Source organism: Bradyrhizobium diazoefficiens USDA 110, assembly GCF_000011365.1.
Lineage (GTDB): Bacteria > Pseudomonadota > Alphaproteobacteria > Rhizobiales > Xanthobacteraceae > Bradyrhizobium > Bradyrhizobium diazoefficiens.
The window spans coordinates 893,559-908,373 of sequence record NC_004463.1; the positions used below are offsets into that span (position 1 = coordinate 893,559).

The 14,815-nt window shown below is 64.9% G+C and carries 13 protein-coding genes; 6 read left to right on the plus strand and 7 right to left on the minus strand.

Annotated elements, in window-relative coordinates; translation table 11 throughout:
• Window positions 1-153: 153 nt before the first annotated feature.
• Window positions 154-1,566, minus strand: a complete 1,413-nt coding sequence (gene dnaA / locus BJA_RS04190) for a chromosomal replication initiator protein DnaA (protein WP_011083652.1) — start codon at window positions 1,564-1,566, stop codon at window positions 154-156.
• 1,281 nt (window positions 1,567-2,847) lie between these two features.
• A complete protein-coding gene (gene rpsT / locus BJA_RS04195; RefSeq protein WP_011083654.1) occupies window positions 2,848-3,114 on the minus strand; it encodes a 30S ribosomal protein S20 in 267 nt (88 codons plus the stop codon).
• A 361-nt stretch (window positions 3,115-3,475) separates the two neighbouring features.
• Between rpsT and BJA_RS04200 the strand changes: the two genes are divergently transcribed.
• The 3 genes from BJA_RS04200 to BJA_RS04210 all read left to right on the plus strand — a co-directional run bounded on the left by BJA_RS04200 (window position 3,476) and on the right by BJA_RS04210 (window position 5,649).
• Window positions 3,476-3,793 carry a hypothetical protein gene (locus BJA_RS04200; RefSeq protein ID WP_011083655.1) on the plus strand — a complete coding sequence of 106 codons (318 nt, stop codon included), beginning with the start codon at window positions 3,476-3,478 and terminating at the stop codon, window positions 3,791-3,793.
• Window positions 3,794-3,937: 144 nt separating this feature from the next.
• Window positions 3,938-4,594: a peptide-methionine (S)-S-oxide reductase MsrA gene (gene msrA, locus BJA_RS04205; protein WP_011083656.1), complete on the plus strand. Its 657-nt coding sequence runs from the start codon at window positions 3,938-3,940 to the stop codon at window positions 4,592-4,594.
• Window positions 4,595-4,944: 350 nt separating this feature from the next.
• Window positions 4,945-5,649, plus strand: coding sequence for a polysaccharide biosynthesis/export family protein (locus BJA_RS04210; protein WP_231166607.1), 705 nt, complete (start codon window positions 4,945-4,947; stop codon window positions 5,647-5,649).
• 143 nt (window positions 5,650-5,792) lie between these two features.
• Here BJA_RS04210 and BJA_RS04215 read toward each other — a convergent pair whose 3' ends face one another.
• The 4 genes from BJA_RS04215 to BJA_RS04230 form a co-directional block, all read right to left on the minus strand.
• Complete coding sequence (locus tag BJA_RS04215; protein ID WP_011083658.1) at window positions 5,793-6,275, minus strand: hypothetical protein; 483 nt, start codon at window positions 6,273-6,275, stop codon at window positions 5,793-5,795.
• A 215-nt stretch (window positions 6,276-6,490) separates the two neighbouring features.
• A complete protein-coding gene (locus tag BJA_RS04220) occupies window positions 6,491-7,162 on the minus strand; it encodes a dienelactone hydrolase family protein (protein WP_011083659.1) in 672 nt (223 codons plus the stop codon).
• 160 nt (window positions 7,163-7,322) lie between these two features.
• Window positions 7,323-7,664, minus strand: coding sequence for a hypothetical protein (locus BJA_RS04225; RefSeq protein WP_011083660.1), 342 nt, complete (start codon window positions 7,662-7,664; stop codon window positions 7,323-7,325).
• Between the two features lie 25 nt (window positions 7,665-7,689).
• Window positions 7,690-8,454 carry an alpha/beta fold hydrolase gene (locus tag BJA_RS04230; RefSeq protein WP_011083661.1) on the minus strand — a complete coding sequence of 255 codons (765 nt, stop codon included), beginning with the start codon at window positions 8,452-8,454 and terminating at the stop codon, window positions 7,690-7,692.
• 319 nt (window positions 8,455-8,773) lie between these two features.
• Between BJA_RS04230 and BJA_RS04235 the strand changes: the two genes are divergently transcribed.
• The 3 genes from BJA_RS04235 (at window position 8,774) to BJA_RS04245 (ending at window position 13,047) form a co-directional block, all read left to right on the plus strand.
• On the plus strand, window positions 8,774-9,265 hold the full coding sequence (locus BJA_RS04235) for a (2Fe-2S)-binding protein (RefSeq protein ID WP_038965172.1): 492 nt from the start codon (window positions 8,774-8,776) through the stop codon (window positions 9,263-9,265).
• The gene (locus BJA_RS04240) at window positions 9,262-11,553 is read left to right on the plus strand and encodes a xanthine dehydrogenase family protein molybdopterin-binding subunit (RefSeq protein WP_011083663.1); all 2,292 of its coding nucleotides are present in this window, start codon (window positions 9,262-9,264) and stop codon (window positions 11,551-11,553) included. The genes BJA_RS04235 and BJA_RS04240 overlap by 4 nt, the downstream gene beginning before the upstream one ends.
• A 399-nt stretch (window positions 11,554-11,952) precedes the next feature.
• A complete protein-coding gene (locus BJA_RS04245) occupies window positions 11,953-13,047 on the plus strand; it encodes an HD-GYP domain-containing protein (RefSeq protein WP_011083664.1) in 1,095 nt (364 codons plus the stop codon).
• Between the two features lie 115 nt (window positions 13,048-13,162).
• Here BJA_RS04245 and BJA_RS04250 read toward each other — a convergent pair whose 3' ends face one another.
• Complete coding sequence (locus BJA_RS04250) at window positions 13,163-14,743, minus strand: ATP-dependent acyl-CoA ligase (RefSeq protein ID WP_011083665.1); 1,581 nt, start codon at window positions 14,741-14,743, stop codon at window positions 13,163-13,165.
• Window positions 14,744-14,815: the final 72 nt, after the last annotated feature.

Consider the following 14,815-nt stretch of genomic DNA (forward strand, 5'->3'; position numbering starts at 1 on the left):
CGCCCCGCTTGCGGGGAGAGGGTTGGGGTGAGGGGGAGTTTCCGCAAGGGAGGTGAGAGTTGGACGCGCCGAGAGTCCCCTCACCCGGAATCGGCGCTGCGCGCGTATTCCGACCTCTCCCCGCAAGCGGGGAGAGGTGAAAGAAATAGGCGTTTATTCCTGAAGCTGGCGCTTCAGCGACTCGACTTCCTCCGACAGCGCGGTGTCCTTGGAGACCAGCGCCTCGATCTTGCGCACGGCGTGCAGCACCGTGGTGTGGTCGCGTCCGCCGAAGCGGCGGCCGATTTCGGGCAGCGAGCGCAGGGTCAGCGTCTTGGCGAGGTACATCGCCACCTGGCGCGGACGGACCACGTTGGCGGTGCGGCGCGAGGACAGCAAGTCGGAGCGGCTGACATTATACTGCCGCGCCACCACGCGCTGGATGTCCTCGATCTTGATCCGCTTCGGCTCCTGCGGCCGGACCAGGTCGCGCACCTCGCGCTCGGCCATCTCCAGCGTCACCGGCTGGTTGTTGAGCTTGGAATGCGCCAAGAGCCGGTTGATCGCGCCTTCGAGGTCGCGGCCGTTATGGGTGATGGTGCGGGCGAGATAATGCAGCACCTCCTCCGGCACGTCGAACGTCGCATGATGGGCGCGGGCGGCGGCGACGCGCGACTTGAGGATGCCGTGGCGCAGCTCCTCGCCGAGCGAGCCCATCTCGACCACGAGGCCGCCGGCCAGCCGCGAGCGCACGCGGTCATCCAGGCTTTCGAGATCGGACGGCGGACGGTCGGCCGCGATCACGACCTGGCGGCCGGCGTCGATCAGCGCGTTCAGCGTGTGACAGAACTCGGCCTGAGTGGACTTGCCCTGCAGGAACTGGAGATCGTCGATCACCAGCACGTCGATACCGCGCAGCGCTTCCTTGAAGGCGAGCGCCGTCTGCGTCTTCAGCGCGGCGACGAAGCCGTACATGAACTTCTCGGCCGTGAGATACAGCACCTTACGCTCGTTGCCGGAATTGCCGGCCCAGGTCACCGCCTGGAGCAGATGCGTCTTGCCGAGGCCGACGCCGGCATGGATGTAGAGCGGGTTGAACATGACGGGATCGCCGCGACGTCCTTCGGCAACCTGGCGCGCGGCTGCATGGGCCAGTGTGTTGGAGCGGCCGATGACGAAGCTCGCAAAGGTCAGGCGCGGATCGAGCGGCGAGCCGCCGAGCGCGTCATGATTGGCCGAGACCGGCGCGGTCGCGGTCGAGCGCAGCTCCGGCGCAGGCGCGCGGCGTGTCTCGACGGGTGCGGGCGCTTCCTTCGGCGGCGCGACCGGGCGCACCGCGGAGCGCACGGTGAGATCGATGCGATGCACTTCCGGCATCTCGGCCTGCCAGCACGACAGCACGCGCTCGGCATAATGGGCCTGGATCCAGCTCTTCAGGAAGCGCGTGGGAACCGAGAGCCGCACGCTCTCATCCTGCACGTCTTCGAGATCCATGCGCGCAAACCAGCTCGTATAGATGTCTTCGCCGACGCTCGAGCGCAGCCGACCCTTCACGCGTGACCAGCGATCCTGTTCCGATGTGTTCATCGTCAAAACTTCTCTTGAGAGATAATAGTTGCGTTGTGAGCGCCATGCAGGGTTCCTGCCATAGGGTTCCTGGCATGGCGCGACCTCAAAGCGAGTCCATCGTCAGGCATGGCTCGACCGTTCGGCGAGAACGCCGCGTCCGATCAGCGATGTCAGAGATGGAGGGGTCGCGAGGTCAGCGCGTACTCGGCGCTCCGTCACACGCGGGAGGCTGGGTGTCCGACGGATTTAAAACGGCATCGTTGGAATGGGAAACCTGTTTCAATACCGCGTTCTGTCCGTAAGACATGATACCTCCCCGTCCTGCCGTGATTGCTCACGGCAAGGTCCTGCGTGTCCTGAAGACATCCGCGGCTAAAGTCGCCGATGTCCTGCCCGTCTGCACTGTTCGTTCGCCCGGCTTCGCCAATCACGCGTGTCGGGGTAGTCTCAAGATGTCTCTCGTTTGCGCTTGGATCTCGCTTGGAGACATTCAGACAAAGAGCTACCATTCCCATGTTGCTATGGGTTTTGAACCGACAATCGCTTGTTGAAGCGTCGCCAACGTGCACACCGCCGCCGATTTGCACGCTCGCCCCGTTTCCAAAACCGCGCTGGTCTCAAGATCGTGGGCGCCGCGAACGACTTAAGGAATACACTAAGCGGAAAGACTCGCAACGAAATTGATTCACACTCGATGCATCAAAAAACTTGACCAGCGTTAACGCCGCGCGCGACTTGTGCACAGGCTCGTGACCAAGTTTTTGGATTCGTGCACAGAATCGAAAATGCGCCGCGTCATGTGACAAATCCTCGTCACAGCCAAAAATTTTTTACAGAATCGTCACGCGCGCGACGTGCAGACGAATTTTTCAAATGCTTGCGATCGCTATGTCGATAAGTGATTAGCGAGACACCGTTTTTTGAGTCTCGTTTCACAGGGTAACTCCATCGCACGATGTGTCCCGGTGAAACTACGGTGTGCAGAACCTGGCGCGCGTGCAGGTGCGAGTTGGGCCCGCCTCGCAAGGGTTTTTCGCAGCGCAGCGCAGCGAAAGTTTCCGCTGTTGCAATATCACCCGCAACGAGGCTGGAGGTAAAATTGCGGAACGCATCATAGTGCGGAGATGCAAATCCTCCAATCGAGGATTGGCGCGTGACTGCTTGCGTGAATATGACAGGCAGCAAAAAGCCCGGCGCGAGGCCGGGCTGATTGACGAACGTGATGTCGAGCGGATCAACCGATCGGATGATTGCAACCAGTCGCTTGGCGAGCCTGGTCAGCGAACTTGCTTCGCCAACTTACTTGGCGAGCTTGGCGATCTGCGCGGTGAGCCGCGAGACTTTGCGGCTGGCATTGTTCTTGTGAATGATGTTGCGCTGCGCGGCGCGCATCAAGGCGGGCTCGGCATTCGCCAGCGCCTTCACGGCGGCGGCGCGGTCGCCGGTCTTGATGGCTTCCTCGACGTTGCGCACGGCGCCACGCATCTGGGTGCGGCGCGACTTGTTGACGGCGGTGCGGCGGGCGATCTTGCGCGTCGCTTTCTTGGCGGAGGTGGTATTGGCCATGGTCTCAATGTCCTTTGCGGGTACCGGTCGCGTCTTGGTCGGGTAGCGCCGGCTTGCTTGACCGCGTAATCGACGCTCGGATTTAGGGTGTTCGGTTCAAGGCTGTTCCCGGAACATGAGGCCTCAAAGAGCCTGCAACTGCTCAAAGAACAGCGGCGGCAGGATTGCGCCCGCCGCCAGTTGGCGCCCTTATAGAGAGGGTCTTTGGCACCGTCAACGCTTTCAAGACCCGGAAAACCGGCTCTGGCGGCCTGAATGGGTGCCGTAACGCCCTGAAGAGGTTGAATTTCTGCCGTCGCCCGGCTATTGGCTGGCGGCGTTTCTTTGGGTCCTCCGACCGGACGACCATATAAGGTGAGGCATGATCCGCGGCTTTTTCCGACTGATTGGGCTGTTGCTGCTCGCCGGCGGGTTCATCTTCATGGTCTATGACGGCGCCCGCTGGGTGGCCGACCAGACCCTCAAGTTCACCCGGTTCGGCCAGTTCTGGAACGACATCAATCAGGCCAGCCAGTCGGCGTTCCGGACCTGGGTCGAGGCCAAGGCGCCCTGGCTCTGGACCTCGGTGATCCGCCTTGTGCTGGATCAGCCGGTGTTTGCCGTCCTCGGCATCCTGGGCATCCTCCTGATGATCCTGTTCCGCCCGCGCAAGCCGCTGATCGGCTATTCCCGGGACTGAGTCCCGCGCGCGGCGCCGCGTAACAAGGCTGCCCCTTCGCGCGTAAACGCCTATATTCCCACCTGATCGCGAGCACGCCGCCTGAGCGCCTGGCTTTTCGAGTCGGCACAAGCGACGGACAGCTCGTTCTTCGGAGATCCGACCATGCTGTTCATGCGCAAGACCACCGCATTGCCGAGCGCAACTGAGGCGCTGCCGGGCCGTGCGCAAGCCATCCCGACCGCGAGCACCCATTTCGTCAACGGTAGCAAGTTGCAGCCGCCTTATCCCGCCGGCCTCGAGCAGGCGGTGTTCGGGCTCGGCTGCTTCTGGGGCGCCGAGCGCAAGTTCTGGGAGCTTGGCGATGGCGTTTACACCACCGCCGTCGGCTATGCCGGCGGCCACACGCCGAATCCGACCTATGAGGAGACCTGTTCGGGACGCACCGGCCACACCGAAGTGGTGCTGGTCGTGTTCGATCCGAAGAAGGTCTCCTACGAGAAGCTCTTGAAGACGTTCTGGGAGAGCCACAACCCGACGCAGGGCATGCGCCAGGGCAACGACGTCGGCACGCAGTACCGAAGCGCGATCTACACTTACTCGGATGCGCAGAAGAAAGCGGCCGACGAGTCGAAGGCGCTCTACCAGAAGGCGCTCGCGGCCAAGGGCCTCGGTGCCATCACCACCGAGATCGCGCCCGCCGGCGCATTCTATTTCGCCGAGGACTACCATCAGCAATATCTGGCGAAGAACCCCGCCGGCTATTGCGGCCTCGGCGGCACCGGCGTGTCCTGCCCGATCGGCGTCGGTGTGAGCGCGTAAGTCAGCTCCGGACTCGCTGCACCTCTCCCGCTTGCGGGAGAGGTCGGCGTGCCCGGGCGATGCGAAGCATCGTCCCGCGCGCCGGGTGAGGGCTCTATCCCCTGGGGGACTGTCCCGTTGTGGAGACACCCTCTCCCCAGCCCTCTCAGCGCGAGCGAAGCTCGTCGCGCCCCGCATCCGCCTTCGCCAAGGCTTCGGCGGACAAGAGCGGGAGAGGGAGCGCAGTGTGCCCGTTGCTCGCGGCGCTCCAGCCCCCTCAACGCTTTATTAACCATAACCGGTGCATCACTGGAGCCGTCTCGTTTCGAGGGATAGGTCCGGTGCCGGTTGCACGCGCGTTTCGATGGTCGATGTTGGCAGCGTCCGCCGCGCTTGCCCTTGGCGGCTGCATGCAGACCGCCGGCCCCGTCGCGGTGATGCAGCCGCGCGCCGATCTCGATTCGATGGCCTACGGCCAGCCCTACAACGCGCCGCAGCCGGTTGTCGTCGCCGACGGTGGCGGCGCCATCGGCGCGCTGCGCAACTCCTTTGCCTCCGCGCCTGCGCCGATGCCGGTCGGCTACGCCGCGCCGATGGGAGCGCCGGTCCGTTATGACGCCTCCTACCATCTCGATGCCGGCGACAAGCTGCGCGTCGTGGTCTATGGCCAGGAAGGTCTCACCAACAGCTACGCGATCGATGCCGGCGGCTCCATCACCATGCCGCTGATCGGCGCGGTGCCGGCCCGTGGCCGCACCACGGCGGGCCTCGCCGGTGAAATCGCCGCGCGCCTGCGCAACGGTTACATCCGTGAGCCCTCGGTCGCCGTCGAGATCGAGGCCTATCGCCCGTTCTTCATTCTCGGCGAAGTCTCGGCGCCCGGCCAATATCCCTACGTGCCGAACATGACGGTCGAAAGCGCCGTCGCCATCGCCGGCGGCTTCTCGCCCCGCGCCAAGCGCGACGTGGTCACCGTCACGCACACCGAAGCCGGCGGCTCGATGCGCGCCGTGGTTCCGCTCGGCACGCCGTTGGCACCGGGCGACACCGTGTTCGTCGGCGAGCGCTGGTTCTAGCTCTCTCGTCATTCCGGGGCGCGCGTAGCGCGAGCCCGGAATCTATTTCTCCACCATCTCTGACGCACGGTGGATTCCGGGCCTGCACCGCTGCGCGGCGCATCCCGGAATGACGGCAGGGATGATGTCGTCGACCTCGCGACCTATCTCCTGAAATCCAGCCGCCCTTCCGGAAAACATCCGTCGATGCGCGCGGCATCGACCACGCGCCCGACCCACGGCCGCGTGATCGCAGGGTTGGTCAGGTTGATGTACTTGCCAACCAGGCGATCCGCGCCCTCGCGCGCCGCATCGATCAGCCCGTGTCGGCGGCCATTGTCCCAGTCGAAACGCAGATAGATCCGGTTCCCCGCAACGCGAACGTCGGCGCGGCCCCGCTTCCATGTCTCCGGCGTGTCGCCGGCAATGGTTGGATCAGCGCCGCCGTTCCAGCGGCTTGCCCAGATGCCTTCAAGCGGATCGGCGCGCGAAGAAATGTCTGCCCAATGCGCCGCATTGCCGTCGGCTGCATCGCCGGAAAGCGTGGCGGCCGCGGCGTAGCTCATGACGTCAGAATCGTCCGGACCCGGGACGTCCATCGTGCCGAAAGGATTGCGGATGACGCGGTTCGTGTTGATCTGCTGCATGACGATCTCCCGGCGTGTGTTGGCTTGATCGGCCAGCTCTATCGCCGGGGGGGCAAGGTGCGGCCACCCGATTCCCGCTCTCTCCTCTGGTCATTCCGGGGCGCGCGTAGCGCGAACCCGGAATCCATCGCGCCACCATTTTCTGCGGCCCGATGGATTCCGGGCCTGCACCGCTTCGCGGCGCATCCCGGAATGACGGATGAGAGATGTGCGCCTTACGTCAAATGCTCCGCGAAGAATTCCATGCTGCGTGGCCAGGCGATGTCGGCACTCGCCTTGTCGTAGCTGGCGCGCTCGTCGCAATGAAAGCCGTGCTGGGCGCCGGGATAGATGAAGACCTCCACGTCCGGCCGTTTCGCCTTGACGGTCTCGACGTCGGTCAGGGGAATGCCGGCATCCTTCTCGCCGAAATGCAGTTGCGTCGGCACCTTCGGCGTCTCGTCGGCAAAGCGCACGACCGCGCCGCCGTAATAGCCGATCGCCGCCTTCAGGCCCGACAGCCGCGTCGCCGCGACGAAGGCGACGCTGCCGCCGAGGCAAAAGCCGATGATGCCGACCGGTCCGACGCCCTTCACCGCATCGATCGCGGCTTGGGTGTCGCGCAGCATCGCGGCCCAGTCGGGACTGGCGACGAACTTGCGCGCCTCGGCGATCTCGTCGGGCGTATAGCCCGACTGGAAATTGGGCGAGGTGCGGTCGAAGATCGACGGCGCGATCGCGACATAGCCTTCGCTCGCCAGCCGATCGCAGACCGAGCGGATGTGATGATTGACCCCGAATATCTCCTGGATCACCACCACCGCGCCCTTCGGGTTGCCTGCGGGATCGGCGCGATAGCCGCCCAGCTGGAAATTGTCGGAGGCCGTCAGTCTGATGTCTTGTCCCACGCGGGTTGTCCTTCTTTGTTATTGCGAACTCAGCTCTCTCCCCTCATCCTGAGGAGCGCGCCCTTCGCGCGCGTCTCGAAGGATAGAGGCCGAGCTGCGAGAGGCGGGCCTGCATGGTTCGAGACGCGCGTTCCGCGCTCCACACCATGAGGGGTGACAGTTATTCCCACATCCAGTTCTCGCCGTAGTCCTCCTTCCATCCCGCCAGCCGTCCGTGGCGGAATTGCAGGAACAGGCGGTGGCGGTAGGGGATCAAGCCGCTGCCGCCGATGTTGCGAAGCGCGAGGTAGATTTCGTTGCCGGGACGTCCCCGCACATATTGCAGCGGCTGCCCCAAAGCGCGTGCGGATTGCTCGGCGTCCATGCCGAAGGCGAGCGGTGTGTTGTTCGATAAGGTCGCGACGAAGGGCCGGCGCGGCGGCACGGTGCCAAACGGTTCGGCCTGAACAGGCGCCGAGAAAAGTGTCGCCACGACGCCCGCAACCAACATCGCTTGCTTCATCGGCTCAAATCCTCGTTCGGCCGGCCTATTGCGGCAAGTTCTTCAGGAAAGGCACGACCGCGTCAACAAAAGCCTTGGGCTGATCGATGTTGACGGCGTGTCCGGCGGCGGGGATCACGACCTTTTGTGCGCCGGGGATCTTGGCCGCCATGTAGTCGGATGCGGCCAGGAACGGCGTGTCGTCGGCGCCGACCACGATCAGCGACGGCACCGTGATATCGGGAAGTAGCTCGATCACCTTCGCATCGCGCTGGGTCAGCATGCCGCGTGCGGCGAGCGCCAGCCCGCTGGCGTTGCGATGACTAGCGGAGGCGCGCTCGCGCGTCGCCGCCTTCAGCACGTCGAGACCTTCGCGCTCGAGCCTGTCGGCGGTGGCAAGCGCCCGTGCGTTCCAGGCCTCGCGCGCATCGTCCTTCTTGAAGCCCGGGCCGGTGTCGATGATCAGCAGCGCGCGGACGCGTTGCGGATAAGCGCGCGTGAAGGCGAGCGACATGTAGCCGCCGAGCGACAGCCCGCCGATGACGGCGCGCTTCGAGCCGACGGCATCGAGGATCGCCGCCATGTCGCCGACGGTGAGCGCTTCGCTATAAGCCTTGGGGTCGTCGGGATAGTCGGACTGGCCGTGGCCGCGCATGTCCCACAAGACAAGCTTGTGGTCCTTCGCCAGCGCGTCGACCTGCTCACGCCACATCGCTGAGGTCGATGAGTAGCCGTGCGTGAGCAGCAGCGGCGGCCCGTCGCCATGGACCTCGTAATAGATTCCGACGCCGTCCCGATCGATCTTCGGCATTTCTCCCGCCTTTATTGTTTGTTTCGTCGCGGCCATCCTAGCCGCCGGGTTACCTCGAAGAAACCGCCTGAAGGCGATGGCATGCATGCTTGACGCGAGGTCTGCCGCTTTCCTTTGCATCATGCGCGCTGCGTCAGTTCCGTTCTCGCAACGCACAACATGCAAAGGCCGAGATGGCTTCGATCAATTCCAGATTGCATTTGCCTCTGCGGCGGAACGCGATCATTCTTGCGATCAAGGTCGACGCCAGCCCGGTGGGCGTCCGCCAATACAAGTTGCCGCCGTAAGCGGCTTCATGCACCGGCAGGGGAAGACGCCTATGCCAACTCTCACCATCAACGGGCGGAGTCTGTCCGTGGATGCGGCGAACGACACGCCGCTCCTCTGGGCTATCCGCGAGCAATTGCAGATGACCGGCACCAAGTTCGGCTGCGGTGCCGGCCTGTGCGGTGCCTGCACCGTGCACGTCAACGGCGAAGCCGTGCGCTCGTGCCAGACCATGGTCGGCGATGTTGCCGGCAAGAAGATCACCACCATCGAAGGCCTCTCCGCCAAGGGCGATCATCCGCTCCAGAAGGCATGGATCGCCGAGCAGGTTCCGCAATGCGGCTACTGCCAGTCCGGGCAGATCATGCAGGCAGCCTCGCTGCTCGCGAAGAATGCCAATCCGACCAAGGAAGAGGTCGTCGCACACATGGACGGCAATCTCTGCCGCTGCATGACCTATTCGCGGATCCAGAAGGCAATCATGCGTGCTGCAACCGAGATGCGCACTGCATCCGCCTCCGGCAATGAGCGGAGGCCCACATGAATAAGCACGTGAACAACGTCGCCCCCGGGACGACCGATCTCAGTCGCCGCTCCTTCCTCGTCGGCGCCGCCGCGACCGGCCTCGTGCTCGGCTACGCCGGCGTGCCGGGCGTCGGCGAAGCGCTTGCTGCGCCTTCGAACTTCGAGCCGAGCGTCTGGTATGCGATCTCGCCTGACGGTCTCGTCACCGTGACCTGCGGCAAGGCCGACATGGGCCAGCACATCGCCTCCACCATGGCGCAGATCGTCTGCGAGGAGCTGGGCGCGAAATGGAGCGACATGCGAGTGCAGCTCGCCTCCAACGATCCGAAGTTCAACGATCCCGTTCTGGGGGCGCAGATCACCGGCGGCAGCTGGTCAACCATGATGAATTTCGAGGCGATGAGCCGGGCGGGCGCTGCCGGCCGTATCGCGCTGACGGAAGCGGCGGCCGCAGCCATGGGCCTGCCGCCCTACTTCAAGGACCAGCTGGTGGTGCGCGACTCCATGGTCTCGCATCCGAAGTCGAAGAAGCAGATGTCGTTTGCCGACATCGTCAAGAGCGGCAAGGCGACCAAGACCTTCACGCCGGACGAGCTCAAGGCGATCAAGCTGAAGACGCCGGATCAATACACCATGATCGGCGTGTCGGTGCCGCAGCTCGACATCCCCTCCAAGACCAACGGCACCGCCAAGTACGGCATCGACGTGATGCTGCCGGGCATGGTCTACGGCAAGGTGGTGACCCCGCCGGTGCGCTTCGGCGCCACGGTGAAATCGGTCGACGACAGCGAAGCAAAGAAGGTGCCCGGCTTCATCAAGGCCATCATCCTCGACGACAAGACCGGAACCACCTCCGGCTGGGTGGTCGCAGTGGCCGGCACCTATGCCAACGCGCGCAAGGCGGCGGATGCGCTGAAGATCGCCTATGACGGCGGTCCGAACGCCAAGCTGTCGAGCCAGTCGCTGCTCGACGAGGCCAAGCGGCTCCAGGGCCTCGAGGATTCCGGCCAGTTCTTCGTCAAGGACGGCGATCCCAATGCGGCCTTCGGTTCGGCGGCCAAGGTGGTGGAGGCCGAGTACACCACCAGCATCAACATCCACGCGCCGCTGGAGCCGATGAACGCCACCGCGGAGTTCAAGGGCGACATCCTGCACATCTATTCCGGCAACCAGTTCGCGACGCGCTCCGGCGCGATCGCCGCGGGCGCGGCCGGGATCGATCCGAAGTTCGTGGTGATGCACCAGCATTGGCTGGGCGGCGGCTTCGGCCGGCGTCTCGATGCCGACATGATGATTCCGGCCGTGCAGGCGGCAAAGGCGGTCGGCAAGCCGGTGAAGGTGATCTATTCGCGCGAGAACGACATGACGATGGATTTCTCGCGTCCGCTCACCTACCAGAAGGTGAAGGCCGGCGTGGACGGCGACGGCAAGCTCATCGCGCTCAGCCACGACGTCGTCTCCGCCTGGCCGACCGCGCGCTGGGGAATCCCCGATTTCCTGACGCCATCGGTCGACAAGAAGGGGCCGCTCGACAGCTTCACGGTGAACGGTGCCGACTTCTTCTACACCGTGCCCAACCATTATGTGCGCGCGATCAAGAACGAGCTCGCGCACAATGCGACGCCGTCCGGGCAGCTTCGCTCGGTGGCGCCCGGCTGGACCTTCTGGGCGGTCGAAAGCATGATCGACGAGATCGCGGCTGCGACCGGCAAGGATCCCGCGCAGTTCCGCATCTCGCTGCTCGACGGTGCCGGCAAGAACGACGGCGGCGCGCAGCGGCTGCGCAACACGCTGCTCGCCGCGATGGGACTGTCCGGCTACGGCACCAGGCAACTGCCGAAAGGCGAGGGCATGGGCGTCGCCTGCGTCTCGTCGCAGGAGCGCGCGACCGCAAGCTGGACGGCGTGCGTCGCCCATGTCGCGGTGGCGCCGTCGGGTGAGGTGACCGTGAAGAAGCTCACGGTCGCAACCGATGTCGGCACCCAGGTGCATCCCGACAACATCCGCGCCCAAGTCGAGGGTGCGGCGCTGTGGGGCCTGTCGCTGGCGATGTACGAGAAGGCGACGCTCAAGGGCGGTGGCATCGAGCAGACCAATTTCGACAGCTACACGCCCTTGCGCATGAGCCAGATGCCCGAGGTCGCGGTCACCGTGATCGCCAATGGCGAGAAGGCCACCGGCGTCGGCGAGCCGGCGGTGACGGTGATCGCCCCCGCCATCGGCAACGCCATCTTCAATGCTTCCGGCGCCCGCGTGCGCGCGCTGCCGATCACGGCCGAGGCCGTGAAGGGCGCAATGAAGGCGTAAGCCGGTCGAAGGCTGCCAGAGATCATCCGCCGGAGGGCAACTTCCGGCGGATTTGTTGTTATGCGGAACGCCGCATCCACATATTCGCTGTCATGCCCCGCGCAGGCGGGGCATCCAGTACGCCGCGGCCTTTCCGTATCCTCACGCTGCCTCTGGAATACTGGATCACCCGCCTTCGCGGGTGATGACAGTGGGACCCAAATTCCCCTTTATCTTCAATGGCCGTTCTACTGTGCATGGGGTTGTTTTTGACTGTTTTGCAGTTCCCGTCTCGGGAACAGAAATCCGTAAAATTGCGCGCAATTCCGGAAGGTTCCATTGAGCACGCCTCTTAAGGGCCGGAGAACCTGATCCGGCTTAGGCTTTCGCCCGAAACACTCCCGTTCTCTTGGGGAAGCCATGAACGCCTCAGTGAAACCCGCCGCCAAACGCCGGCTTCTGCTCGCCTCTGACCGGAGCGACGAGAGCACCGAGCTTGCCAGCATCCTGAAGGCGGTCGGCGACGTCTCGACGGTGACGACCCAGGACATCCCCGAGAAGCCCTCGCGCGATCTCTCCGGCCTCGTGGTCGACATCAATCTGCGCTCGCCCGAGAGCGTGCAGCGGGTGCGCAACAAGCTGCGCGGCGATGCCTATCGTTCGATGCCGCGGCTGTTCGTGCTCGCCGATGCCCTGCACCACGGCACCATGCAGGCCTGGGCGCTGGGCGCCACCGACACGATCTCGCGGCCGCTTCAGGCCGACGCGATCCTGCAGCGCATCCGCGCCGCGTTTCCCGACACCGCCACCTATGACGCGACCGATCGCGGCAAGACACTCAACCGCGGCGTCGAGGCGGCGCACGCGGTGCTCGCCAAGATGTTCGAGAAGCTGCCGCTCGGCGTGCCCCTGACCTTCGACGACGTCATCGCCGCCGAGAGCAAGATCCTGAAGGCGATGAAGCACTCCTCGCTGCGCGAGTGGCTCACCACGGTCGGCTGCCACCATGTCGGCAGCTATCGCCACTGCCTGTTCGTCACCGGATTTGCCGTCGCCTTCGCGCAGCATCTCGGCATGCGCGAGGACGACCAGCGCCGCCTGACCCGTGCCGCGCTGCTGCACGACGTCGGCAAGGCCTTCGTTCCTTCCGCGCTGCTCGACAAGCCCGGCAAGCTCACCGACGAGGAGATGGACGAGGTCCGCCAGCATCCGCGCCGCGGCTATGACGCGCTCGCAGCCCAGGGCGGCTTCCCGCCGGAGATGCTCGACGTCGTGCTGCATCACCACGAATTCCTCGACGGCAGCGGTTATCCCAACGGCCTGTCGTCGAACCAGATCAGCGACATCGTGCGGCTGACGACGATCGTCGACATCTACGCCGCCCTGGTGGAGAAGCGCGCCTACCGCATGCCCTTCACCCACTCCCGCGCCTTCACGATGATGGAAGGCATGGGCGGCAAGCTCGACCAGCAGCTGCTGCAGGCGTTCAGGCCCGTGGCGCTGGGGTCGTTTTGACTTCTTGACGAGTCATTCCGGGGCGCGCGCAGCGCGAACTATGGTGCGCAGTTGCGCACCTGAGAATCTCGAGGTTCCGGGTTCGGTGCTTTGCACCGCCCCGGAACGACTGTGGTCACCCCACCATCTTCCTCAGCTCCGCCTTCGCCACCTTCTCTAGCGTCGAGCGCGGCATGTCGTCGACCAGCCTGATCTCGCGCGGCACCTTGAAGTCGGCGAGGCCTTTGCGGCAGGCGGCCATCACGCTGTCATGCAGGTCCGGCGCTGCGCCCGCGACGCCGCCGTGCGGGATGATGAAGACGACCGGCACCTCGTCCAGCATCGGGTGCTTCTTCGCCACCACCGCCGCCTCGCGCACGCCGGGGACGAGCGCGATCACCTGCTCGATCTCGGAGGCCGCGACGTTCTCGCCGCCGACCTTCAGCATGTCCTTGGCGCGGTCGCCGAACCTGATGAAGCCGTTCGCCAGCCGCTCGACGCGGTCGCCGGTGAGGAAGAAGCCGTGCGCGTCGAAGCTCTCGCGCGTGGCTTTCTCGTTGTGGAGATATTCGGCGAACAGCGACAGGCCGCGGATGCCCTTGATCGAGAGATTGCCGGTGTCGCCGACCTCGGTCGGCCGTCCGTCATCGTCGGTGATCCGGATCTGGTACTCAGGCGCGGCGCGGCCGATCGACATCGGGATGTTGGGCTGATCGACCTCGCCGACGATGCCGTGGGTGATGGTCTCGGTCATGCCCCACCAGCCGATGATCTTGACGCCGAACGCGGCAAAGGCCGGCGGCTCGTTGACGGCGCTGCCCCACAGGCGGAATTTGTGGTCCTTCGGGATCTCCTGCTCGAGCAGCGCCTTCATGCAGAAGGGAATGGTCGAGGTCCAGGTCGAGCCGTGCTCGCGCGCGACGCGCCAGAACCGGCTTGCGGAGAAGCGCGGCTGAATCACGCAGGTCGCCCCGACCCAAAGCGTCGCCAGCATGGAGTAGGCCAGCGCGTTGGTGTGAAACAGCGGCAGATAGGCCTGGTGCACGTCGCCGGCGTGCAGATCCTCATGCGCGGCGTTGACCTTGGCGCCCCACAGCGCGTTGGCGTGGGTCCACAGCACCGCCTTCGGCCGCGATGTCGTGCCGGAGGTGTATTGCACGCTGCACGGCGCGAGCGGATCGGCCACGCGCCTCGGGCGGTCGGCGCTGTCGGCGAACAGCGCCTCGAAGCTGTCGCCGTGCGCGACGGGCTGTGCCGGCGCCGCGCCCGCATCGTGCGAGGTCACCGCGATCCAGCGCAGATTGCGGCAGTGCTTTGCAAGGATCTCGGCGTAGGACGGTTGCGTGATGGCGGCAACCGCGCCGCAATGATCCGCAAAATATTCCATCTCGGCCGGCGCCGAACGCGTGTTTGTGGTCACTGCGATGGTGCCCAGCTCGACGCAGGCAAACCAGGCCAGCAGCGCCTCGATGCAATTGTCCAGGTGAATGAGCACATATTCGCCCGGCCTGACGCCGCGCTTCGCCAGCCCCGCCGCGAGCGCGCCGACCCGCTCGTGAAACTCGCCATAGCTCCAGTGCCGCGCCGGCGCGTCGAACGGCGCCCAGATCAGGAACGGATGTGAGCTGCGCACCTCGGCGCGCATCTTCAGGAGCCAGGGCACATCCAGCCCGTCAAACGGGCCCACGATTCCGGCTGCGGTCTGTTGATTGGGCATGCGTCCTCCCGTGCAGCCTGCATCTTGATGGCGGCTGCCTTTTGATTATTGCGTCTTCCTGCCACCGGACGG